Source organism: Shewanella sp. UCD-FRSSP16_17, from assembly GCF_001675935.1.
Taxonomy (GTDB): domain Bacteria; phylum Pseudomonadota; class Gammaproteobacteria; order Enterobacterales; family Shewanellaceae; genus Shewanella; species Shewanella japonica.
This window is the reverse complement of record NZ_LZFV01000035.1, coordinates 494529-517971: the sequence shown is the minus strand read 5'-3', so window position 1 is coordinate 517971 and position 23443 is coordinate 494529. Positions and strand designations below refer to the sequence as shown.

Here is a 23443-nt window from a genome sequence, read left to right as displayed (position 1 = left end):
TGACACAATAAATCAACAAGATGGCAATAAGTTATTTACTGTGGGAGAATAAAATCCAAACTTGTAATAGCCATGGACGTTTTACAATACTTAGCTGTTTTGTAATAACTAAAGGGGTAATGCTGGAACAAGGAACGACCAGCTGCGGTATACCACATGAACGAAACACAAGAAAAACAAAAAATTTTAATTGTTGAAGATGATCTTGATATTGCCGAAAGCTTGGCATTATTTTATCACCACCATAACTTAGAAACGCTTCATATTGATGATGGTGCTAATGTGATTCAAGCGGTTTCAACATACCAACCTGACCTTATCGTCTTAGATATCATGCTACCCAATAAAACGGGGATAGCATGCTGCGAAGAAATAAGGCAATTTAGCAATGTGCCCATCATCATGCTCACCGCCAAGGTCAATCAAACTGATAAAAATATTGGCCTTAGTACGGGTGCTGATGACTATCTGTGCAAACCTTTTGACACGATGGAGCTTATCCTCCGCTCGAAGTCACTTTTAGCCCGCAGTCAGGGAACGGTTAGCTTTTCAAAGCTCACCGTCGACCCAGAAAAAGGCAAAGTGGTTTATCAAGACAAGAAGGTCGAGCTATCTACTCTTGAGGCAAGCTTATTTTCACTGCTGTATAACAAACCTGACAGGATATATTCACGAGATGAAATATTGGATCTGGCCTACCCTCAATATCGTCATATCACAGATAGAACGATCGACAGTCACGTAAAAAAAATTCGCAATAAGTTTAAAGAGGCTGGCATTACTGAAAACCCTATTGAGTCGGTCTATGGAGCAGGCTATCGCTTCTGTCTTCGCTAAAACAAGCACTATCCAACTCATCAGCAGCACTTTAGGTTTATTCATTAAAGTGCTTCTGGTTGTTGGCTGTATTCACAGTATCAGTATTGTGCAAGCACAAGGTCAGCCTATCTCCAGCTCTGATATCGAAGCTCAACTAAATGACATTACGTCATCATCTAAAAAGGCAGAGTGGCAAGTTAAAGAAATCATCAAAACCGCGGCGGGCGATGATCTTGTGCGCGCTCAATTAAAATTGGTCTCCATTTATCGTAAAAGCGGCCAACAAGCCAAATCAGAACAGTTACTAAATGAGTTAGTTACAGCGCTTCCCACTTATCACGATGAACTTAAAATCAAAGTACTGATCAGCGCCGCTTTTGTTGAAAGACGTAAAAACAACTATGCCAAAGCCACTGATATCATCGTCAATCAGGCCTTGCCTATCGCGTTACCTGAGGCCATCGAACTAGGGCGTTTATATCAACTCGCTGGCGTATTTCTTCGCTTACAAATGAAGCTTAAAGAAGCGAAAGAATACTACTTAATTGCACTAGAGATTTTTCAGCAAAACGAAGACTACAACAGTGAAGCACAGATATTCAGCCAACTAGGCGTGCTTTACGAATCAGAAGGAAATTTAGCGTTAGCCGCAGAGTATCAAATCAAAGCCATGCGCTACTTTGAAAGCACCAGCGATATTGAAGAGCTTGCAAGCAACTACTTTAATCTTGGGGAGCTGTATTACAGCGCTCAAGACTATAGTAAGTCACTGCGCTTTTATCTTAAGGCACTCGATTACGATAAGCAGCTAAACAGCATTCAAGATATGGGCTTTGATTACCATCGACTCGGCAGTATCTACCTTAAAACCCAAGACTATGAAAAATCCATCGATTACACTAATAAAGCCATTGCTATATTTAAGCGCGAGTCGGCTAATCAGCTGTTGTCTCGCTCTCACCTACAGATGGCCATGATCTACAACGGCCTAAACGATAATACCCAGCGTTTTAAGCAGCTATCTTTAGCGGACGACACAGCAAAACTGGCACCAACTGATCATCAGTCTCGCCAAGTTTGGCATGACTTAGGCGAATACTATATAGATACCTTAGATTACCCCAGTGCTAAGCACTATCTTGAAAAATCACTTATCATCTCAAACAAACTGGGCCTGCTAGAACACCAACTGAGTGACAACGAACTGTTAAGTAAAGCCCATCATCAATTAGGCGAATACGATGATGCCCACCAGCATTTAGAAGCCGCTTTTAATATCAAACTACAACTTTATTCAGAACAAAGAATAAGAGAAATAGAAAAGCATAAGCGTGATATTGATTTACTAGAAGAACAAATCAAGGTAGCAAAATTACAGGAAGAAAATAAAGCGGTTGAAGCAGAAGCTGAGGTCCATAAAACTATCTCTCAAGGCGTGATATTTATCGCCTTAGTGTTGCTTTTTTTGTTTACGGTTCTGATTTACTTTTTCTATCAACGCCGTAAATTGGCAATATTAAAAGCCAATCTTTACCAAGATGCCTTAAATCAAAAAAATCAGATTCTAGCAGATGTTTCTCACGAGCTGCGTACCCCATTAACCGCACTCAAATTACAGGTAGATGCGCTTAAATATCAACTGGTTGATGATGTTGACTTAAGTTATCAAAAACTCGGTACTAAAATCGATGATTTAAACCACCTGATCAGCGATATATACGAGCTCGCCTTGTCTGATGTGAATGGTTTATCGTTTGAAGCAAGCCAAGTCGACTTTGTCCCTATCTTAATGAACTGGGGCGAAGAATTTGAACACTATGCTAGCGCCAAAGGATTTGAGTGGCATCTGGCTATTAACGCCAATACAGCGCTGGTGAATATCGACACAGACCGCATCAAACAAGTGCTATCTAACTTGCTCACTAATAGCATTAAATACACGGATGCACCCGGTCAAATTTCATTGAGTTTAGCGGTTAATTCAAACAGTTTAATACTGGTATTAAAAGACAGCTCCCCCGGCGTACCAGATGAAGAACTCGAAAAGATATTTGAACGACTCTACCGAGTGGAGAAGTCTCGCAATAGACGCACAGGCGGCTCAGGCCTTGGCTTGTCTATCAGTCAAAACATCATCGAAGCTCACGAAGGCACTATCTTCGCCTCAGCGAGTGATTTAGGCGGCCTCGCCGTCACTATTCGCATTCCACTTTGTCAGTAATAATTTTACTCAGATTATCACTGAATAAACCCACTTAAGCTTTATAAAATTCCAGCCAAGAAAAAGCAGCTCGACAGTCGCTTATTAATAACTTTACATTGATTGCAACGCTGGAAACCCAACCCTAAGCAGTGCTAATGGCGAAAGTCACTGTTAACACAAGCATAAAAGCCGCAGCGTTACGAAACGGAGTTGACTACTGTCAAACTCCTTATTTCAAACCATGCAAAAGTAGCGACTGGTACAGCCTTAGTGAAGTTGGAAGGTAGAAGGTGGAAGTTGCAGTTAAATTATAATTGCACCAGAGGTGCCTACCCAATTAACCCGAGTAGCGTTACTGCCGAAAGTAAGACAAAAAAGCCGCTGCTTTTGGCCACGGAGTTGACTGGTGTCAAACTCCTTATTTCGAGCTATGCAAAAAGTAGCGGCTGATACAACCTTAGTGAAGGTGGAAGTTGCAGTTAAATCATAATTGCATCGGTGGTGCCTACCCAATTAGCCCGAGTAGCGTTACTGCCGATAGTAAGACAAAAAAGCCGCTGCTTTTTGCCACGGAGTTGACTGGTGTCAAACTCCTTATTTCGAGCTATGCAAAAAGTAGCGGCTGATGCAGTCTTACTAGCTATACACCTGAAATTGCGTCGCTGGCGATGTTAGTACAAGGCGAACTGATGGCTCTAGCCCGGAGTTGACTGGTGTCAATGAGGACTAGAGTCGAGGTTCAACGATGTAATAACAAGCCTAAGCAGCAATTAATACAATAAGTTAGAACTGGTATTTGACACTCGCCGTAAAGTTAATCGGCTCACCCGGCATAGTCCACAACTTATGATACGAGCTTTCAAAATACTGCTCATTAAATAAGTTGTTCACATCGATCATTAGACTAAATCGGCTAGTTAGATCGACTGCTGCTGACAAATTCACTAATGTGTATGCAGGCAAAATGTAGTCTGGATCAGTGGTCTCACCCAAACGATCGCCAACATAGTTTACCGTCGCACCAAAGTAAGCTTCTTTACCCATGATGTCTGTGTAATGTCTTAATGCAACGTGACCGACATGCTCTGCAACATTAATTAAGCGAGAACCTTTAGGAATAGGCACGCCCCAATCGTTATCAATTAAGTCTTTAGCAGTTCTGGCATCCGTATAAGCATAGGCGAGTTCAATGCTGGTATCGGCGGTGAGTGCTGTGGTTAATTGAAACTCAACACCCTGACTTTCTACTTCACCTAGTGTTGCTGATAACCCAGTGTCTGGCTCTGCGGTTAGCATGTTGGTTTTACTCGCATCATACAGCGCTAAGCTACCTGAAAACCTGTCCGCCACATCTTGCCACTTAAGGCCCACTTCAAACGATTTGGTTTGCTCTGGCTCGAATGGGTTTCTGTCTGAATCTAAACCTGGATTGGGTCTGAAACCTTCTGCATAGCTTGTATATAGGTTGATATTGTTATCTAACTCATAGACAAAGCCAAAACGAGAAGACACTTCCGTTTGATCTTGTTCTTGGAATTCGTTATCCAGTTTATTCAAGATTTGCTGGTTAAATTGATCAACTCGAAAACCCACTAACAACTTGGCTCTGTCAGTTAACTCAATCAAATCTTGTGCATAAAAGCCCAAGCCTTTTTGCTCTTCAGAGGTCAATGTAGTTGGTGAGGTTTCAGGTTGATCCATTGTGTAATCAGGATTATTCGGATCGATGGCATAAGTCGTATCACCCGATCCCCAAGCCGTTCTCCACACTCGGTAATCAGTATCAAGTTGGAAGTTATAGTAATCTAACCCGATTAATAGATTATTCTTAACGCCGCCTAACGTAACGTCGCCGCTAACTTCAAAGCGAGCTGAAAAATCCTGCGCTTGATAATCTCGCTCTCGTCGCTGTCTTGATAACAGGTCTGGATTGGTATAAATCAGCTGTCGACCGTCAGATAGCTCAGTATCAGACGATTGGCCTTTAAAAGATGAATCTCTGTACGCTAAACCCGTTAATAAATGCCACTGGTTATTGAATTGATGGTTTAACAATAACTGATGACCTAAGGCTTTCACTTCATGAGCGCCGTCACGCGTGTCGCCATAAAAAGCCGATGTATCAACAGAATCAAAGTCGTTATCTAGCACATACACGCCGCGATCTAATGGTTTGCTTTGATCTAAGATTTCCATTTCGTAGCTTAGGCTTGTCGCATCAGAAATATTCCACAATAAAGATGGGCTTAAATTTAAGCTTTCAACATCAACATGGTCACGGAATGTCTCTGAATCTTCATAAAAACCATTAATACGGTAAGCAACATCATCGCTTATCCCTTTCGTATGGTCGAACTCGACTTGCTTGGTATTGTAATTACCTAAAGTACCTTGAATATAACCCTGCTCAACAAACTGAGGCTTTTTGGTAATAATATTGACAGTACCACCTGGCTCTCCTTGACCATATAACGCTGACCCAGGCCCTTTCATCACTTCAATGGTTTCGATGTTAGCCGTGTTTCGATTACCGTTGTAGCCACGTGAATTAAAGCCATTCACTAAATAACCCGTTGGGTTATTCTCGTCACCAGAGAAACCACGGATAGCAAAACTATCAAACATACCGCCAGAATTGTTTTGTCTTACCACACTAGGGGAGTAATCTAAGGCATCCATAAAACGAGTAATGCCCTCGTTTTGTAAGGTTTCTGCATTAATTCTATCTACGGCTTGCGGCGTTTCAATCAATGGCACATTACCTCGGTAAGGCTGCCATAATCTGTTCACCTCAATACGCTCAATGTCATCTTGGTTTTCTGACGTTGGGGTTATATTATCTTGTGCAATTGCACCATTAGAAATGATAAGTATTGAGTATAGAAAATGCTTTTTCACGTGCTTTTCTCGATGAGGGCTGATTAAAAAAACGCAATGTTACAACATATCATTACCTTCGTCAAAGCCAAGTCTCACAACAAATCGTCAAAAAAGAGCAACCGCAATATTGGGCAATAAACCTTTTAAAAAGGCTTGAAGTTTTTTATGTTCAAAAAGAATGCATAACGATAAAAGTAGCGGTTCAATAGATAGTATTTGAAGGCGCGGACAATAGTGAATACTTACTTAAATTAGAATAACCCAACCAACAGGCCCTAGAGCTAATGCGATTCCAGCACCTAGAGCTACAGTTTTCGCACCAACATAAAGCCCAGCTGCTGTCCCAAATCCAAAACCAGTCGTCTCAACAACAGCTCGGCGCTGCCAGTCTTTACCTGCTTTATAATCGTTATAAACACTATCTGCTCGAATACCAGCATCTAGTTACTAAGTGTTTCTTTCTAGATTTTTCTTTATGTAATCCACAGTTTTTTGACGACGTCGCCTATGTCTGCGCATCACATGTAGGCTGGTTGAAACTCTTTTCGAGAAACAAATTAATAACGCAAGTACTGAGCACAAACCGCATCCAATAACAAAACTCAGTTGATTATTGCCAGAAGACCCACTTACTGCTGATGACATAACCACCGCGATACTCACTAAGCTCACTAGTAACGTGGCAATAACGATTCCGCAGACAACTTTTCTCGCCCAAAGGCGCCCAAACGATAATCCCACTCCAACGCCAATAACCGGCCATATTCCCAGAAAAATAGCGATATAGCGTGGGCCAACCTCTTCAATATTTTCGAAAGGAAATAATACAAAGCTCAGAAGAATCGACAAAATACCGTAACAAAAAACCGAAGCCATAATGGCGCTAACAACGGGAGCGACATATTTAAGCTTAGGTACAGATTCGCTGATATCGATGTTTTCAATGCCCATCACCTTCACCCTCCTAGACATCCAAAAGTATTAGTCTAGATAAAAAATTATCCTTATTTATTAGTAATTAAACTGACAACTTGTGGATTTTAAAAATGGGTTTACATGATAAAGCTCGGTACATATAATCACCAGCTAAATTGCAAGGAGCAAAAGTATGCTAGGAATGCTGAAGAAATATACAGTCGAATTAAGCCCAACAATTAATGGGCAGCTTTCAAATCAAAAAATACCTATCACAAATCAAAAAGTAATACGAAGTCTTCTTTATGGTGATGAAGAATATGTTGATGAAACTATAACTGATGCTAAAGGGCGTTTTAGCTTTACAGAAAAATCAATAAAATCAAAACTACCTGGTAATATTTTCCACGAAGATAACGTTCAATTATACATAACAACAAATGTTGAAAATGAAACGTATTTACTTTGGTTTTCTAATCAAAATGACATAATTATAAACTTACTATATGTAGATTATTTAAACACGTTAGTTGCTGATATAACGAGTGAAGAAGAAAGCTTTCGTATTTACGAACCAGATGACGCTACTAAGTCATACCAAATCCATTCAATTTGTAGATGGTAAATTAAATTATATAAGGACATATAATGGGATCTTTAACACCACAGTTAGTAGCCGAATTATCAAACGTTGCTTATCAAGCTACTAATAACAGTACTGGATTTTTTAGAGTTGCGTTGACACAAAACTTATCAAATCACTTCAATTTTAATTCATTCACTAAACCAGTGATGGGTACATCTGGCGGTTTTGTTGCTAAAGCTAAAAATCAACAAACCGGTTTTGCCTTAGTTGGACAAGGTAAAAGCGAAGAATATAGAAATGATATCGTTATCGCCGTTCGTGGAACTAATTTTGCAAGCTTAAATGACTTATCTACTGACGCACGAGCTTCAACAAGTTCTACTGAGCGCGGTGCTTTAGTGCATGCAGGTTTTAACTCTGTATTTGAATCAATGAAAACTGAGTTAAGCGAATATATTAATTTAGTTCCTGCCAATGCAACACTACATTGTGTTGGCCACAGTTTAGGTGGCGCCATAGCAACGTTAATTGCTGATTGGGCTAAGCAAAGACTTCTCAATGTAAAGCTATATAGTATTGGTGCACCAAAAGTTGGCTTTGCCGACTTCGCACTTAAAAACACAAATTCATTAGGGCAAGAGAATATATTCCGCTGTACTAAAGGCTGCGATCCCGTCCCTATGGTGCCAGTTTGGCCTTTTGTACATGCGCCCTATAATGGCTATGAATATCGAGTCGACAACTCAGGTTTTGTCAATCCAATCAAGCACAAAGTTAAGTATTATATGCAAGACATGGAAAATACTGATTGGAACACATATCAGCGAAAAGTGAGTTTTAATAGTCATAAAAGAGTGACCTTAGATGCACGCTTGAGCCATCAAGTGAGCAGAGATTTATTTTGGATGAATAGACTCAGCGAGGCGCTTTTAACCTTACTACGCCAGTTAGGAAACGGAATCGCTTCAAGAATACAAAGTGGCATTGCTAATGGTTTGAATTTTTACGATCAAATAGCCATGGTGTTATCGGATGTAACCTTACACAATGCCACCTTCACAGGCCAACTTAATGGCTTGCTCGCACATATGCTAGTATTTGCAGGTCATAAAGGCCACCAAATTAAAACATTAACGTTTGACTTTATTAGGTGGGTATTTGAACAAACAATAAAAACAGTCAACCGTCTAGCACGTGAAGCTTTAAGCTAATATTTGATTAAATAAGCCAATAACTGCAAACAGGAATTGGCTTTATTGTTCTAACACCGCAAAACATCCTCAAACACCAAACCAGCAGCATTTGTCAATGCGAGAAAATTTATCGATATGCGGATATTATAAGTGGAGTGCCAATGGAGTAATGGCAATACGAAATTGACCTTTCATATTTAGCAAAAACAGTAATCCATGAAATTGGTATTAATCAGCATCAATAATCCAACCACCTTGTAGCACTTACCTTTGTAAATTATACAAATACAAACAGACAATGACTAAAAGGCTAGGCCCGAATGGGTCTAGCCTTTTCAATTTAGTTGAGCTTGAACTTACACCCCCCCCTGCTGAGCGTTTGTTGAAAATGCAAACAACAAGCAGATAAATTTACCTTTAGGCTATGAAAAACTGTTTTTTACGGCACAAATATGAACAGTTTGCTCTTTATAATTAGCCAGACCTTTGATGGAATAATCAATTAAACTTTCGCTGAAAATCATCTAATAATTGCTGTTGTTTTTTCGACACCATTTCAACTGTGACTTCTGTTCCAGTTCGATATTGTTGCTCAAACCAATCTAAAAGATCGATACGAACTTGGTAACCTTCTTTAATACAAAACTGCTCGTTTAACACCATGACTTGGGGAGCACCAAAAGACGCTCCAGAATACCAACCACACTCGCTATAACCATGCGTTTCGAGTCTGTCAGAGAGTTGTAGTAAAAAAATAAACCAAGTCATTAGAAATAATGGGAAACTAGCAAAAATGATGACAAGCCCGACCTTCTGACGCTTCGCTGTCATTTTATTTAATAAGCGTAAAACAATCCCTGCGATGAGTACCATCAACGCAGGTACCATGACCAACAATGCCGGTGTTGAGGGTCTAACCTTAACTAAGGCAGCCCCTTCCTCAATGCGGCTTAACATACTTATTTCTTGAATCAATCCGTAGAAATAACCAAGGATAAATAACAGTAATACAGCAATAAAGAATAGGCCTTGCGTAGGGCTAATTCTGATTTCATCCTCTTTCAATGTTTTGCTCATCGAGATTGATTAATAAAATATGGGATACCTCTAGCTGACACAAAGGAAGGGACTTAAAATCCACAATTCTTTTGCCCTTAACAGGGATATAAAACATTTCAGGAAAGCAATCTAGTTTTCATAAAGAAAGTAATAAATTGCTGCAAAAATCATAAATAAAACAAAGGATATTTCTACAATTATTGCGAGTACTCGATCATATGTTCGCGAATGTCGTAGAATCAATTCATCAGCTAACACAGGGTGTTTGGAAGGTTTACCACGAGCGAGTACAGATACAAAAATGGAAATTCTAAATCCCCACCCTTTTTCATCCCACCACGGAATATCAATCCCTTCTGCGAGCAATTTACGTTCTATCGTTTTCATTGAGGTTCTGCTAAAAACTAAAAAGCTAAACAGAAATAGCACAGTAGCAACACCACCCGTGATTAATACGAATTCTTTCATGCCTCAAAACCAATCTACAGATGAACTAATATCGTAAATATAGCCTGACAACCCTTTTCCAAAAGCATCACCAAGTTTCCCTGCACCATAACTTGCACCTATACCCACGCCGATAAGAATAACCCAACCTACAGGCCCCATTGCTAATGCTATTCCAGCACCCGCACTTACAACACTTATACCAGCCGCAAGACCAGCTGTAGTCCCAAGCCCAAAACCAGTCGTCTCAACAACAGCTCGGCGCTGCCAGTCTTTGCCTGCTTTATAATCGTTATAAACACTATCTGCTCGAATACCTGCATCTAATGCGATAATCCCTTTACCTGCTATGTCAGACGCCATTTCTAAACCACGAATACTGCGTATACCCGATAAAGAGGTCAGTCTTAATCGTGAGGTATTACGACTACTTCTAGCGATGTTGCTTCCTCGTTCAGCACTTGACCAGATATTGCCACGTTTATTTGCCTTAACCACACCACTGAAATGTTTAACTTCTCGAGCAAATTTTTCGTTGAGGTCTAAATGAGCCGCTTTCGCAATTTGGCCTAATTTAATTAACGTCGTTTTATTCGCTTTGTTTTTAGAAGCATGATGAATATCGATTAAAGCTGTTTGATATTTGAATATCGCTTTACCAAAACTACTTAGGCGCCCTTCTTTAGCAGCGATTGCAGTCGCGCCCGCGCCTAAACCCGTTAATGAATCAACATTCCCTTCAGTCATCTCCCTTGCTGTCGCAACGTAAGGCTTTATCTCTTTTTCATATACTGCAGCAATTGCTTGGAGTTGTTCATCACCAAAAAAGTTATTCATTTGAGCAACTTTACGTTGGGATTGCGAAGGCCAGTTATACACTTCTGACAAAGCACAGGCGAGATCAGGGCGAGATTGCTGAACTGCTTGCGTCTTATCTGTCGGCAATACAAACGGAGTCCCAGCGGGTAGAAAGTTACCTAATATATGCGGGTTATTTGTGCGAAATGCTTTTACTTGTTCAAGATCATTAGCATCGATAGGTAAAGAGGCGCGGCTTTGTGTACTAAAACACAGATCATATTCTTGAGGCATTAGAATTCCTTTCTAATTGAGCTATCCATAATTTCTAAACAGATTTTACACGAAAACCTTTACGACACAACATATTGAACAAAAATCAAACAACACAAATTGAAAGTTAATTGACCCCGTAGTTATATGGGAAGCTAATGAAATACGGTATCAGAATGGTTCGCATACTCTTGTTGCCAAAAGTGAGGAATTCGAAGCTCGTAAAAATTAAAAACCATGAAGCTTTTTTGATAGAAATGACTCTGCTCATTACTACGTGACTGCTCTGTAATGCTCATTGCTAAAGTCGCTAAATTCCAAGCATAGGCTTCCGCCCATAATCGTGGCTGAGATTGATAGCCAGACTCACTTATCGCAAGCATTTTTTTACACAGCGGCTCTAAATCAAATTCCCTACTATTGAGTTCATGCACGCTTGAGAAACACTGTAATAATGTGAAGTACAGATGCGCAAAGCAATCTGGCAATGTTATTTGATTCGAAGAATGATTTAAGAAATTGACTTTATCTGAAGTATCGATCAGTAAGGAATGAGTCAAAGTTAATGAACGTTCAGCAAGCGCAACCACATTATGTGGGCGATAGAATTGGCGATACAAGCAAGCAAGCTGGCTGATGTTTTGTACGTACAACTCAATAATCTCTAATCGCTCAGATTGCCCTGCTGCCGCATTAGCTAACCCTGTGTCAGTATTAGCTGTACTGGAATATAAAGACTCAACTTGTATTAGCAACGCTTCATAAGGAGCAATCAACTCTCTTGAAGGGTACGCAATATCATAGGTTCTATCTAAATCTTCTAAAACGTTTTTCAGCTCAGTTATTCGGCTCGATACTGACATTGAAAACTTTCCTCGTCCGAGATATACGGCTCAATAAAAACGGTAAAAGTAAACTTATATAACTTGGTAAGCCATTGCAATAAATAGAAAAAAAAGCCTAATATCGAAGGCAACTCATTTTCCAATTTAAGGATGAATCATGGATATCACCAACCTTGTTTTAGTTTTCGTTTTGGTTTTAGTGTTGATATTTATCGTGTTTATCAAGCTGTTCACCGCCCTTATTAACCGACCTCAGCAGTTAAGCTATCGCCAAAAAAGTAAATTATTCAGCCATGCAGAACGCTCATTTTTAGGTGTACTTGATACCGCCTGTGCAGCTCAATATCGTGTATTTGCAAAAGTACGTGTTGCCGATGTGCTTACCCCTGAAAAAGGCTTAAACCGTAGCAACTGGCAAACGGCATTCAACCGAATTTCTGCCAAGCACTTCGACTATTTACTGTGTAAACCCGACACCATGGAATTTGTTGCAGCCATAGAGCTAGACGACAAAAGCCACAACAGCAAACGCGCTCAGAAACGTGATGCACTCATTAACGATGCTTGTAAAAGCGCCCAACTGCCACTCATACGATTTCAAGCCAAAGCAAGATATTCAATGCAAGAAGTAAAACAAGTCATAGAAAAGTCTTTAACGCCTGAAACCCAAAGTACGCCTTTAGCTACAGGCAAAAAATGAACAGTGCCTCTACAGATAAAAGACCAGACAAACCGACTTAGCCAAAACTAACATATTATTTTTAAATGATTTTATATCAACTTTATGGACTAAAGCATTGCACTTAACAAAACAAATAGCGTAATGTATAACCAATAAAAAACAAACGCAGGCCAAGCTCTCAATCCAATAAGAGAACGCCTTTCAGGGAAGAAGAAGCCAATCATTAGCTTGTAGATTACAGTTCATTTGAACCATACAAGCACAAAGTGAAAATTTACTCTGCTCCTGACGGATCCCCACTTATTTGCGTACTTTTTTGTATAAATAGTTGGTAAATACCTATGATTAGTTATTTTAAGAGATTAATTGTTCTTGGTGGACTTTTCAGTTGTTCACTACAAGCTCTCGTGTTCGACCACAACCACAAATATATTTCTGTAGATATCCTTCCTTTATGTACAGATAATGGCCAAATTATACTCGAATATACAAATACGTCAGATCAGGATTTACTTGTTGACCCTAGATTTTTGGATAGTGAGCTATTTGATGCTCATAATGCGGGTATATCCATTGGCTACTATGATGGAGAGTCAATAAGAACAAAACGCTTAAAACCAGAACATTATTATGGTTCTAATTGGTTCCCACTTTCAGTTGGACAATCAGTTAGACATGAAATTGATTTAAGGGATTATACCGAAGATTCTATTGATTATGGACAGCTTGTTTATCCTATCTATAGTGGTTACAACATCAAAATAATTACAGTTGATGAAGGTCAAGAAGTTTACCTAAGTGTAAACACTTATGACGATTATGAAAATGATGCTATAGAGCCGGAGTGCTTTTTAGTCAAATGATGCAATCTGTAGACAGAGCAATATCTAAGGCTCTGTAACTACTCACTCATATACATATAAGTGGTATAAGTGGGGTCAGAGTAAACTTAAATAACTCAACTATACTCTTTAGCTTACTCGACCTTGCAAATGGAACTTGCAGATGCCTAGAAAACTCAGAATTAGCCCTATTGGTGTGCCTCAACATATTATTCAGCGTGGTAATAACCGCCAAGCCTGTTTTACCTCAGAACAAGACTTCATTGCCTATGCTGGATGGCTAAAAGACTATGCCACAAAGTGTCATGTTGAAATTCATGCTTGGGTATTCATGACCAATCACGTACACCTACTCTGCACCCCAAGAAAAGCTGATGCTATTAGCCAAATGATGCAATCCTTAGGTAGGCAATATGTAAGATATTTTAATTACACTTACAAACGCTCAGGTACATTGCGGGAAGGACGCTTTAAGTCTTGTTTAGTACAAACAGAAGAATACTTACTATTGCTATATCGTTACATAGAGCTTAACCCTGTTAGAGCTAGCATGGTCAATGACCCCGCTGAATATCAGTGGTCTAGCTATCAAATAAATGCACTAGGCAAAGACTCACAACTTTGCACACCACATGATGTATACCTCGCAATTCATCAACAAGCAGAAACAAGACAATCATCATATAGAGACATGTTTAAGCATCATCTCAATACAACACTCATCGAAGATATACGTCAGGCAACCAACAAAGGTATGGCGATAGGGAATGATAGATTTAAAGAAGAAATAGAAAAACTCACAGGAAACAGCATGAAACCAAAGAAAATGGGACGGCCTATTAAGACAAAAAATTAAGTTTACTCTGACCCCACTTATTCAGTTCATTTGAAGCACAAAGTGAAAAGGTTTATTCTGCTCCACTTATTTCACTTATTTCACTTATTTCACTTAATTTTAGGGCTAATATATGACTGACATATTAAAAGCAGTACATGATAGCGTAGCAGGCCTTAAAAACGCTGGCTTACTTGAACAGTCAATCATGAATGAGTTTGACACCCTTTGTGAAAAAACAAAAACTGAACAACTACCAGAAAATCAAGCAACAAAACCCACTTCAAAACAATCCTCTCAAAAGTAACTGCTAAGACCCATGATAAAACTTCATTAACTATGAAGTTTATTATGACAAATCATTGAACTATGAAATGTTGTTATGCTAAATCGGTTAACTATGAACTCTCATTATGGCTATTAAGAAGTGCTCTTAGGCTAAATCAGTTAACTATGAAATGTTGTTATGCTAAACCTGTTAACTATGAACTCTCATTATGGCTATTATGAAGTGTACTTAGGTTAAATCAGTTAACTATGAAATGTTGTTATGCTAAATCGGTTAACTATGAACTCTCATTATGGCTATTAAGAAGTGCTCTTAGGCTAAATCAGTTAACTATGAAATGTTGTTATGCTAAACCTGTTAACTATGAACTCTCATTATGGCTATTATGAAGTGTACTTAGGTTAAATCAGTTAACTATGAAATGTTGTTATGCTAAATCGGTTAACTATGAACTCTCATTATGGCTATTAAGAAGTGTTCTTAGGCTAAATCAGTTAACTATGAAAAGTTGTTATGCTAAATCTGTTAACTATGAACTCTCATTATGGCTATTATGAAGTGTTCTTAGGCTAAATCGGTTAACTATGAACTTTTATTACGGCGATAAGTGGACTCACTTATTCTCGTTTCACTTAAAGGATTATGTGATTACATGATGTTAAGAACCCTATGTACTTTATTTTTCTTTTTCAGCCCAATAGCACATTCAGAAACTGAGCTTGAAATTGAAGAAGGCGTTAGCGAAAAAGCAGTAAACGCAATAGTCAGCAATTTCGAACAAGGGTTTCCAGAATATTATTTAGGCATGTATGTTCGCACATTGAAAAAGACAACCGTATGTAGGATTGGACGTGATAAAGATGGAGTATTTTTAGTTCGTACTGGTTGCCATGATTATGGCTACAGTAGTTACGAAGTTAGATATCGTTGCCCACATATCGATGAAGCATGTTTTTGGGAGCTTGGCAGCGAAATGACAATAGTGCACATAAGACGACCATCTATTCGAAAACGTTAGCAATACACACCCTTTCAAAGATAAAAAATTAAGTTTACTCTGACCCCACTTATTGCACGCCTGCCTTTAAATCGGTTGGTTAAACTTGTCGTTCTATGTTTCTCAATATAGTAACCACCCTCACACCTAATCACTAAGCAGCTCTTGTAAGGCAATTCTGGATTAATAAGTCTTAGATCTGGCGCACTTAGCACAGTGTTATAGCCATGACTAATAACATGCTCTTTAATTGCAGTGTTTAAACTTGTTAAGTCATTCATAATATTATGCCTAAAACAAAAGCTATTTGGTTTTAAAACGGCTTATCAGGTTTTGGTTCACTTTCACCAACACTCAAAAAATCAGAAGAATGCTCATTGTCTATCAGGACTATTTCACTAAACCACTCATTTGTATTCCAGTTATCAGTGTTTTGGCTTGTGCGGATTCTGACTTTGCGACCTTTAAGCATCAACGCTTTCTCATAAACAGACATAGCCGAAACTTGATAACTCCTGATACTCATTTTACGAACGTCGCCTGAAGTATTTTCGATATATATCATTGAATCGGTTTTGCTCACATTCGCTAAAGTACCAAAGTCGTTCCATACAAAATTATTCATTACTCGCCCTTAAATAGAAACTTTACTAATACCGAAACACGAAAGTTTTATATTGTATATTCCCAAACTTACTGGAGCATGAATAAATATCGAGAAAGCCGTTAATTCGACAAATCTGTTAACTTAATTAGTAACAAGCCTCAAAAGCAACCCGCAAAACAAACATCCTACCAACAAACGCACTCACTTATTCAGCATGGAATTAGCAACAGACACCGTGAATAGCAATAAATGGAATTATTCTAACGAGTAAATTAAAGCCCTCCCCCTCAACTACAAGCCTATGGTCGCTCAAATCAGTCAACCTAAAGCGAAAACCTCGCAGCAGTTACAAGATAAGTTGTGGAATCAACTCATCCTCGCGTCGATGCAAAACAACAGTGAAGACTTATAGAAACAAAAAGAAACCGCATGTGCGCGTGTGAACTAGCAATGGTAACTAACACATTATTTTTAAATGCTTTTATGTGATTGAGTATTGCACTAAACAGAAAAAGTAGCGTAATGTATCACCAATAGAACAAACGCAGGCCAAGCTCTTAATCCAATAAGAGAACGCCTTTCAGGGAAGAAGAAGCCAATCATTCGCTTGTAAAAGCCAGTTCATTTGTACTACACAGGCACAAAGTGAAACGTTTATTCTGCCCCTACTTATTTAGGCACAATTAGAAATATTGATTGCTCAAGCAACACTGGAACTGTGTAGAAACCCACTTTAATTGACGTTATTTAGAGGAACTTCTTATGTCGATAAACGGAGAGTTACTTGCCACCCTGTTATTGCCATTCATGCTGTTATTTGGCGTATTGGCATACTTTTTGGGTAAAAGAAAAACAACCACACCAGTTATTACAGGTGTTTGGGGAGCACTAAGCGGATTATTCCCACCTCTTGGGATTATATTTTTAATGCTATTAGTACTTAAAAATGACATGGAAAATTAAGTTTACTCTGACCCCAATTATTCATCACTACATTAGAATAAACGCAGAGTAGTTCAAATGTAGTGAGATACTGATTTAGAATGGTTGACGTTAAGCAAAGGATTCTAGTTTTTATGATTGCTACATCTTATTTATTATTTTTCTTTTCAACTTTAGGTGTGTTCAATGGGGTTATTTTAGCTTCATGGATGCTAATCCGGGGGAATAAAAATACAGGAGATACTTGGTTTGCCATATTGTTGTTGTTGCTAAGTGTGCGAATAGGAAAATCAGTCGCGTTTTATTTTGCACCAGATCTAGATAAGAACATTTTACAGCTTGGTCTTACTGCCTGCTTTCTGATTGGACCATGTTTGATAGCATATATTTCCCAACAGGTTAAAACTCACGCAGTGCATTTTTCGGTTAAATGGACTTTCATTACGCTTACTTCAACCATTATTATTTTAGGGGTTGTATTTCCTTATAGCGCTTATGTAGATTTATGGCAGTTTTGGATATACCGTGGTTCCAGTTATTTGTGGCTAGTGTGTTTGCTGTTAGCCTTTTATTTTTACAGAGTTCAAATACGTGACTTAAAAGGTCAATGGAAAAAGCTTTTTGCTGATAAAACTTTTATCACTTTAGTAGGTAGTACTTTAATTTGGGTTGCTTATTTTACTGCTTCATATACTTCATACATTATGGGGGCATTAAGCTTCTCTCTGATCCTCTATTTGTCATTGCTTGTAATGCTTAAGTTTAAACAACATAAAGCTGAAGAAGTAGACAAGTATGCCAATAACAAACTTACCGAATCACAAATACGGCAATATTCATTAGTGCTTGAAAAACTTATGGATAAAGAGCAGGTTTTCATTGATCCTCAGCTTACTCTACCTCGTTTAGCTAAGCGTTTGAGTACATCACACACTGTGTTATCACAGCTTTTAAATGAATACTATCAAATGAATTTTAAACAATACCTCAATAGGCAAAGAGTAGGGCTTGCCCAAAAACTCTTGCTTGAGCAACCTAACGCAAGTATTGACGATATTGCTGAACAAAGTGGCTTTGGCGCTTCATCAACATTTTACAATGCGTTTAAACAACAAACAGGATTAACACCAAATCGATTTCGCACTATGCATTTATAATTTCAGACTACTGAAGTATAACTTTGCTTGTTGTTTTTGCTGCATTTAAGTTAAATTTAATTCGATCGACACATAGAGAGTTTAATTTAATGAAAATAATGTATAAAGCCTTAGTGTTACTGCTTTTAGCAGTACAATTTTCAGTATTTGCGAATGATAAGGCACAAGAGCAGCTCGAGGTTGAAGCGGTAGTTCAGCAATATATTGATGGCACTAGTAAAGGTAACCCCAGCCTAATTGAAGATGCATTTCATTCAGAAGCTTCCTTGATGCTTAGCCATCCTAAAAAGCCTTTTTGGCAGGTTTCAGTAAATGAATTTGCACGTTGGTTTAAATCTCCCAAAACTACTCGTTCAGGCTATATTCTATCGGTTACTCTTGATGGTGATATAGCGACTGCTCGCGCATTAATTACCGTCGCAAAACCTGTTAAAAAATATGTTGATCAATTTTTACTTAAACGATTTGCAAAAGGCTGGCTGATTATCAGTAAATCAGCGACACAAATAGATACACAACAAGAGCAAGCCCAGCTAGAAAGTGCGATGAATAAGCGAGTGCTATTTATTGCTTCAAGTGCAGATCAACACGGTAAGTCAACACTGCCTACGGGTACAAGTTTTTCAGAGTTGGTTGAAGCTTATGAAGTTTTTATAGATTCGGGATATCAAGTAGATATAGTTAGTACGCAAGGTGGTAAATTACCGCTTGCTTATATCAACACTTCTGACTCAAAGCACAAACAATACCTCTATAATCAAGATTTTATGTATTTATTAGCAAACACGTTATCACCCGAACAAGTTAATGCCAGCCAGTATTTAGCGGTGCACTATGTCGGAGGTGGAAATGCTATGTATCAAGTAGCAGAAAACAAAACTCTTCAAGCTATTACCATGCAGGTATATGAGAAAAATCACGGTATTGTATCTTCTGTATGTCATGGCACCGCTGGTATCGTAAATCTAAAGCTTAGTAATGGCAAATATTTAGTTGCAGGACGAAAAATAAGTGGCTACCCGACGGAATTTGAAAAGACAGATGCCAATTATTATCAGCAATTTCCATTCGACATTGAAGACACGATTAAACAACGTGGTGGCAAGTTCTATTACGGTGCACGTAATCAGCCTTATGTACAAATAGACGGCAGAGTAATCACCGGAACAAACTATCAATCGTCTAAGGGCGTTGCTTTGGCAATGGTAGCCGAAATGAACAAAATGTAACGTTTAGGTACGTTGTAAAATGTATATGTTAGGTGAGTTTTGCTGAAGTTATTTCAAGCTTTTAAAGGGCTATAAGAGCTAGAATGGTCTGTAATTGCACAAAGTTCTTGTTCAAGAAGTGATATCGCCTAGTGTAGATATCATCTCTCAGAACCGAGTACAAACCTAATTTTAAGCTAATGTAGACTGATTGTAGTGGCTAAGTGAATTTGGTAACTTTGCGATTAAGTGGGGTCATGGGATTAAGTGGGGTCAGAGTCTGACGAATCCCCACTAAATACTAACCAGAAACAATAAGATATTTAAACTAAGTTGGAACATTCATGGCATTTGGTGATCAGATTTATCGCCAAACAAAAATTATCACGAGTAAATGCCATGAATGCGAAACAAGTTTTATCAAAATGCCTATCGTTTGTCACTCCGTTAATGCACAAAACTCGCCGACAAAGTTTGTTCTGTACAATCGTAAGCTCAATGAATGGTGGTTCGCTTTCTATCACTGGCCTTGGTCGTGATATTGATAGTAAAGCCATGGAAAAACATAAGATTAAACGTGTTGATAGGCTATGTAGTAATGACCACTTACATCGTGATATCACGTTTATATACACCCGGAATTTAGTGGGGTCAGAGTAAACTTAAACTCTGCCAAAAAAAAGCGAACCAATCGGTTCGCTTTTTAATTCTTGAAACTACCATTAACCTCAACTACACCATAATGGCGTTACTGCCGATAGCTAGGCAAGGCAGTTGATGCTTTTGGCCACGGAGTTGACTGGTGTCAATGAATAGCCAAAAGTGTCAACTAACGCAGCATAGCTGAGGTTAAGTAGCCATTATTATTCGTAGTCAGATAGAGGTACGCAACTACACATCAAATTACGGTCTCCGTACACATCATCAATACGATTCACCGTTGGCCAGAACTTATTCGCTTTAACCGCTGCACTTGGGAACACGGCTACTTCACGGCTGTATGGGCGTGAGTCAAACTCGCTGTCCATAATATCAGCGAGGGTATGCGGTGCATTGTGCAGTGGGTTGTTATCACTTGGCCACTCGCCTGCTTCGACTTTAGCGATTTCGCCGCGAATTGAGATCATTGCTTCAACGAAGCGGTCTAGCTCAACTTTTGACTCAGATTCTGTTGGCTCAATCATTAAGGTGCCCGCTACTGGGAAGCTCATGGTTGGCGCATGGAAGCCATAGTCATTAAGACGCTTAGCGATGTCCATTTCGGTCACACCTGACGCTTCTTTAAGTGGGCGCAGGTCGATAATACATTCGTGAGCAACACGGTCGTTACGGCCAGTAAATAGCACTGGGTAATGGCCTGATAGCTTTTTCATCACGTAGTTAGCGTTTAACAGTGCCATTTGCGTAGACTGTTTCACCCCTTTAGTGCCAAGTAGCTTAATGTACATCCAGCTAATAGGTAGGATGCTAGCACTGCCGTATGGCGCTGCAGATACTGCGCCGTTGTTGTCGCTTTCACGGCCTGGTTTAACGATTTGGTGACCTGCAACAAATGGCGCTAAATGCTTTTTGATACCGATTGGGCCCATACCTGGTCCGCCGCCGCCATGTGGAATCGCGAAGGTTTTGTGTAGGTTAAGGTGCGATACGTCTGCGCCGATAAAGCCTGGTGACGTTAAGCCAACCTGTGCGTTCATGTTGGCGCCATCAAGGTACACTTGACCGCCATGTTGATGGACGATTTCACAGATCTCGCTAATTGATTCTTCATACACACCGTGAGTCGATGGGTAAGTGATCATGATGCACGATAAGCTGTCAGCAAGCTCAGCCGCTTTTGCACGTAAGTCTTCTAAATCAACGTTGCCGTCTTTATCACACGCTGTCACAACCACTTTCATGCCTGCAAGTTGGGCAGACGCTGGGTTGGTACCGTGAGCAGATTGTGGGATTAAACAGATGTCTCTGTGCCCATCACCACGTGACTCGTGGTATTTCTTAATCGCAAGCAGACCGGCGTATTCGCCTTGTGCGCCTGAGTTAGGCTGGATACAAACGGCATCGTAACCTGTGATGTTGACTAAGAAGTCAGATAATTCGTTGATAAGCTGAGTGTAACCTTCAGCTTGGTCAAGTGGGCAGAATGGGTGCATGTTAGCAAATTCTGGCCAGCTTACCGGTAGCATTTCAACAGCCGCGTTCAGCTTCATCGTACATGAGCCTAACGAAATCATTGAATGGTTAAGGGCTAAATCTTTGTTCTCAAGACGCTTGATGTAGCGCATCATTTCAGTTTCGCTTTGGTAGCTGCTGAATGTTGGGTGAGACAAGATTTTGTCGTGACGGATAAGCTCAGCAGGGATTGAACCTTTGCCTTCGCCAAATGCAGTGCCATTAATGATATCGTTATCAATAGCGGTGACGTCAAGGCTATGCCCTTCACCTAAAATAACATCAAATAATTGCGCAATATCGTCACGAGTCGTGGTTTCATCTAAGCTAACACCTAAAATGCCGTCAGCATCAATACGCAGGTTCATTTGAGCAGCTAACGCACGGGCATTAACGGCATCAACATCTAGCCCTTTTAAAGAAATCGTATCAAACCAAGTATTGTTAACTAGCTCAACACCTTTAGCCTTTAAGCCTACCGCTAAAATGTCAGTTAAACGGTTAATGCGGCTGGCGATATTTTTAAGGCCAACTGCGCCATGGAATACGGCGTAAAACGATGCCATATTCGCTAATAAGATTTGTGCGGTACAAATGTTTGAGTTGGCTTTTTCGCGGCGAATATGTTGCTCGCGCGTTTGCATTGCCATACGCAGTGCTTTGTTACCACGGGTGTCTTTAGACACACCAATAATACGACCTGGCATTGAACGCTTGTGCGCGTCACGAGCAACGAAAAACGCGGCGTGTGGCCCGCCGTAGCCCATTGGTACGCCAAAACGCTGTGCACTACCAAATACGATGTCTGCGCCCATTGAGCCTGGCGACTTAAGTAATACCAGTGACATAATGTCGGCAGCAACGGTGACAATGGCTTTCTTTTCAGCAAGCTTGGCAAACAGTTCTGTGTTGTCGGTGATTTCACCGTAGCGGTTGGTGTATTGGAATAATGCGCCAAATAATTCGTAGTTAGCGGCGTCTTCAGCTGGCCCTACTATCACTTCAAAACCAAAACATTCTGCGCGAGTTTGCACAACATCTAATGTTTGTGGGAACACATCGTCTGCCACAAAGAAGATATTCGCTTTTTTGGCTTTAGACACACGCTTAGCCATGGCCATTGCTTCAGCGGCTGCGGTTGCTTCATCAAGCAGTGACGCTGAAGCAAGGTCAAGACCAGTTAGGTCCATCGACACTTGTTGGAAGTTTAAAATGGCTTCTAAACGGCCTTGAGCGATTTCTGGCTGGTAAGGGGTGTACGCTGTGTACCAACCCGGATTTTCAAACACGTTACGTAAAATGACGTTTGGTACTTCAGTACCGTAGTAGCCCATACCGATGTAGCTTTTGAATACTTTGTTTTTATCAGCAATGGTGCGGATGTAGGCTGTGCCTTCCGCTTCGCCACATGAATCACCAATGGTTAACTCTTGCGGTAAACGAATTGACCCAGGCACAGTTTGCGCGGTTAAGTCTTCAAGCGACTCAGCGCCAACGTAGTTCAACATTTCTTGTTGTTGAGTTTCGTTAGGGCCAATGTGTCGGCTTAAAAATAATTCGTGTTGCTCTAATTGAGTTAGGGTTTGCTTTGTCATGAGAAGTCGTGTTCCAAATCTGCCAGAATCAAGCTGTAGGGCATTAAACTGGTCTAGGGAAAAATGTTGTTGTGCAATACTTTAAAGGTGAGCGGAAGG

The 23443-nt window shown here is 39.8% G+C and carries 20 protein-coding genes and 1 pseudogene; 13 read left to right on the top strand and 8 right to left on the bottom strand.

Annotation, left to right across the window (positions count from 1 at the left end):
- Nucleotides 1-156: 156 nt before the first annotated feature.
- Nucleotides 157-837 (top strand): response regulator, encoded by a 681-nt coding sequence (locus A9267_RS15955; RefSeq protein WP_065109874.1) that lies wholly within the window; start codon nucleotides 157-159, stop codon nucleotides 835-837.
- On the top strand, nucleotides 806-3040 hold the full coding sequence (locus A9267_RS15950) for an ATP-binding protein (RefSeq protein ID WP_065109873.1): 2235 nt from the start codon (nucleotides 806-808) through the stop codon (nucleotides 3038-3040). The genes A9267_RS15955 and A9267_RS15950 overlap by 32 nt, the downstream gene beginning before the upstream one ends.
- 765 nt (nucleotides 3041-3805) lie before the next feature.
- Here A9267_RS15950 and A9267_RS15945 read toward each other — a convergent pair.
- Together A9267_RS15945 and A9267_RS15940 are read right to left on the bottom strand one after the other, a co-directional pair.
- Nucleotides 3806-5920, bottom strand: coding sequence for a TonB-dependent siderophore receptor (locus tag A9267_RS15945; protein ID WP_065109872.1), 2115 nt, complete (start codon nucleotides 5918-5920; stop codon nucleotides 3806-3808).
- A gap of 429 nt (nucleotides 5921-6349) precedes the next feature.
- On the bottom strand, nucleotides 6350-6853 hold the full coding sequence (locus A9267_RS15940) for a hypothetical protein (RefSeq protein ID WP_065109871.1): 504 nt from the start codon (nucleotides 6851-6853) through the stop codon (nucleotides 6350-6352).
- Between the two features lie 157 nt (nucleotides 6854-7010).
- On the opposite strand from A9267_RS15940, the gene A9267_RS15935 reads away from it, so the two are divergent.
- Nucleotides 7011-7442: a DUF6795 domain-containing protein gene (locus A9267_RS15935; protein WP_065109870.1), complete on the top strand. Its 432-nt coding sequence runs from the start codon at nucleotides 7011-7013 to the stop codon at nucleotides 7440-7442.
- Nucleotides 7443-7465: 23 nt separating this feature from the next.
- Nucleotides 7466-8614 (top strand): lipase family protein, encoded by a 1149-nt coding sequence (locus A9267_RS15930; RefSeq protein WP_065109869.1) that lies wholly within the window; start codon nucleotides 7466-7468, stop codon nucleotides 8612-8614.
- Between the two features lie 480 nt (nucleotides 8615-9094).
- On the opposite strand, the gene A9267_RS15925 is transcribed toward A9267_RS15930, so the two are convergent.
- The 4 genes from A9267_RS15925 to A9267_RS15910 form a co-directional block, all read right to left on the bottom strand.
- Nucleotides 9095-9673 carry a hypothetical protein gene (locus A9267_RS15925; RefSeq protein ID WP_065109868.1) on the bottom strand — a complete coding sequence of 193 codons (579 nt, stop codon included), beginning with the start codon at nucleotides 9671-9673 and terminating at the stop codon, nucleotides 9095-9097.
- Between the two features lie 111 nt (nucleotides 9674-9784).
- Nucleotides 9785-10123: a hypothetical protein gene (locus A9267_RS15920; RefSeq protein WP_065109867.1), complete on the bottom strand. Its 339-nt coding sequence runs from the start codon at nucleotides 10121-10123 to the stop codon at nucleotides 9785-9787.
- Between the two features lie 3 nt (nucleotides 10124-10126).
- Nucleotides 10127-11194 carry a hypothetical protein gene (locus tag A9267_RS15915; protein ID WP_065109866.1) on the bottom strand — a complete coding sequence of 356 codons (1068 nt, stop codon included), beginning with the start codon at nucleotides 11192-11194 and terminating at the stop codon, nucleotides 10127-10129.
- A gap of 134 nt (nucleotides 11195-11328) precedes the next feature.
- Nucleotides 11329-12036 (bottom strand): hypothetical protein, encoded by a 708-nt coding sequence (locus tag A9267_RS15910; protein WP_065109865.1) that lies wholly within the window; start codon nucleotides 12034-12036, stop codon nucleotides 11329-11331.
- Between the two features lie 139 nt (nucleotides 12037-12175).
- Here A9267_RS15910 and A9267_RS15905 point away from each other — a divergent pair, with 139 nt between their 5' ends.
- The 5 genes from A9267_RS15905 to A9267_RS15890 all read left to right on the top strand — a co-directional run bounded on the left by A9267_RS15905 (nucleotide 12176) and on the right by A9267_RS15890 (nucleotide 15684).
- Nucleotides 12176-12718 (top strand): DUF2726 domain-containing protein, encoded by a 543-nt coding sequence (locus tag A9267_RS15905; RefSeq protein ID WP_065109864.1) that lies wholly within the window; start codon nucleotides 12176-12178, stop codon nucleotides 12716-12718.
- A 323-nt stretch (nucleotides 12719-13041) separates the two neighbouring features.
- Complete coding sequence (locus A9267_RS15900; RefSeq protein ID WP_065109863.1) at nucleotides 13042-13563, top strand: hypothetical protein; 522 nt, start codon at nucleotides 13042-13044, stop codon at nucleotides 13561-13563.
- Nucleotides 13564-13705: 142 nt separating this feature from the next.
- The gene (locus tag A9267_RS15895; RefSeq protein WP_065109862.1) at nucleotides 13706-14398 is read left to right on the top strand and encodes a transposase; all 693 of its coding nucleotides are present in this window, start codon (nucleotides 13706-13708) and stop codon (nucleotides 14396-14398) included.
- Nucleotides 14399-14510: 112 nt separating this feature from the next.
- A complete protein-coding gene (locus A9267_RS21830) occupies nucleotides 14511-14684 on the top strand; it encodes a hypothetical protein (RefSeq protein WP_156669184.1) in 174 nt (57 codons plus the stop codon).
- A gap of 634 nt (nucleotides 14685-15318) precedes the next feature.
- A complete protein-coding gene (locus A9267_RS15890) occupies nucleotides 15319-15684 on the top strand; it encodes a hypothetical protein (protein ID WP_065109861.1) in 366 nt (121 codons plus the stop codon).
- A 292-nt stretch (nucleotides 15685-15976) separates the two neighbouring features.
- On the opposite strand, the gene A9267_RS15880 is transcribed toward A9267_RS15890, so the two are convergent.
- Nucleotides 15977-16288, bottom strand: a complete 312-nt coding sequence (locus A9267_RS15880) for a hypothetical protein (RefSeq protein WP_065109859.1) — start codon at nucleotides 16286-16288, stop codon at nucleotides 15977-15979.
- A 744-nt stretch (nucleotides 16289-17032) separates the two neighbouring features.
- On the opposite strand from A9267_RS15880, the gene A9267_RS15875 reads away from it, so the two are divergent.
- The 4 genes and pseudogenes from A9267_RS15875 to A9267_RS15860 all read left to right on the top strand — a co-directional run.
- Complete coding sequence (locus tag A9267_RS15875) at nucleotides 17033-17233, top strand: hypothetical protein (RefSeq protein WP_065109858.1); 201 nt, start codon at nucleotides 17033-17035, stop codon at nucleotides 17231-17233.
- A gap of 113 nt (nucleotides 17234-17346) precedes the next feature.
- Entirely contained in the window at nucleotides 17347-18369 is a 1023-nt protein-coding gene (locus A9267_RS15870) for an AraC family transcriptional regulator (RefSeq protein WP_065109857.1), read from the top strand.
- Nucleotides 18370-18458: 89 nt separating this feature from the next.
- Nucleotides 18459-19598, top strand: a complete 1140-nt coding sequence (locus tag A9267_RS15865; RefSeq protein WP_065109856.1) for a nuclear transport factor 2 family protein — start codon at nucleotides 18459-18461, stop codon at nucleotides 19596-19598.
- Nucleotides 19599-19976: 378 nt separating this feature from the next.
- A pseudogene (locus tag A9267_RS15860) lies at nucleotides 19977-20216 on the top strand (IS4 family transposase); the annotation flags it as partial.
- A gap of 224 nt (nucleotides 20217-20440) precedes the next feature.
- Here A9267_RS15860 and gcvP read toward each other — a convergent pair.
- The gene (gene gcvP, locus A9267_RS15855; RefSeq protein WP_065109854.1) at nucleotides 20441-23344 is read right to left on the bottom strand and encodes an aminomethyl-transferring glycine dehydrogenase; all 2904 of its coding nucleotides are present in this window, start codon (nucleotides 23342-23344) and stop codon (nucleotides 20441-20443) included.
- Nucleotides 23345-23443: the final 99 nt, after the last annotated feature.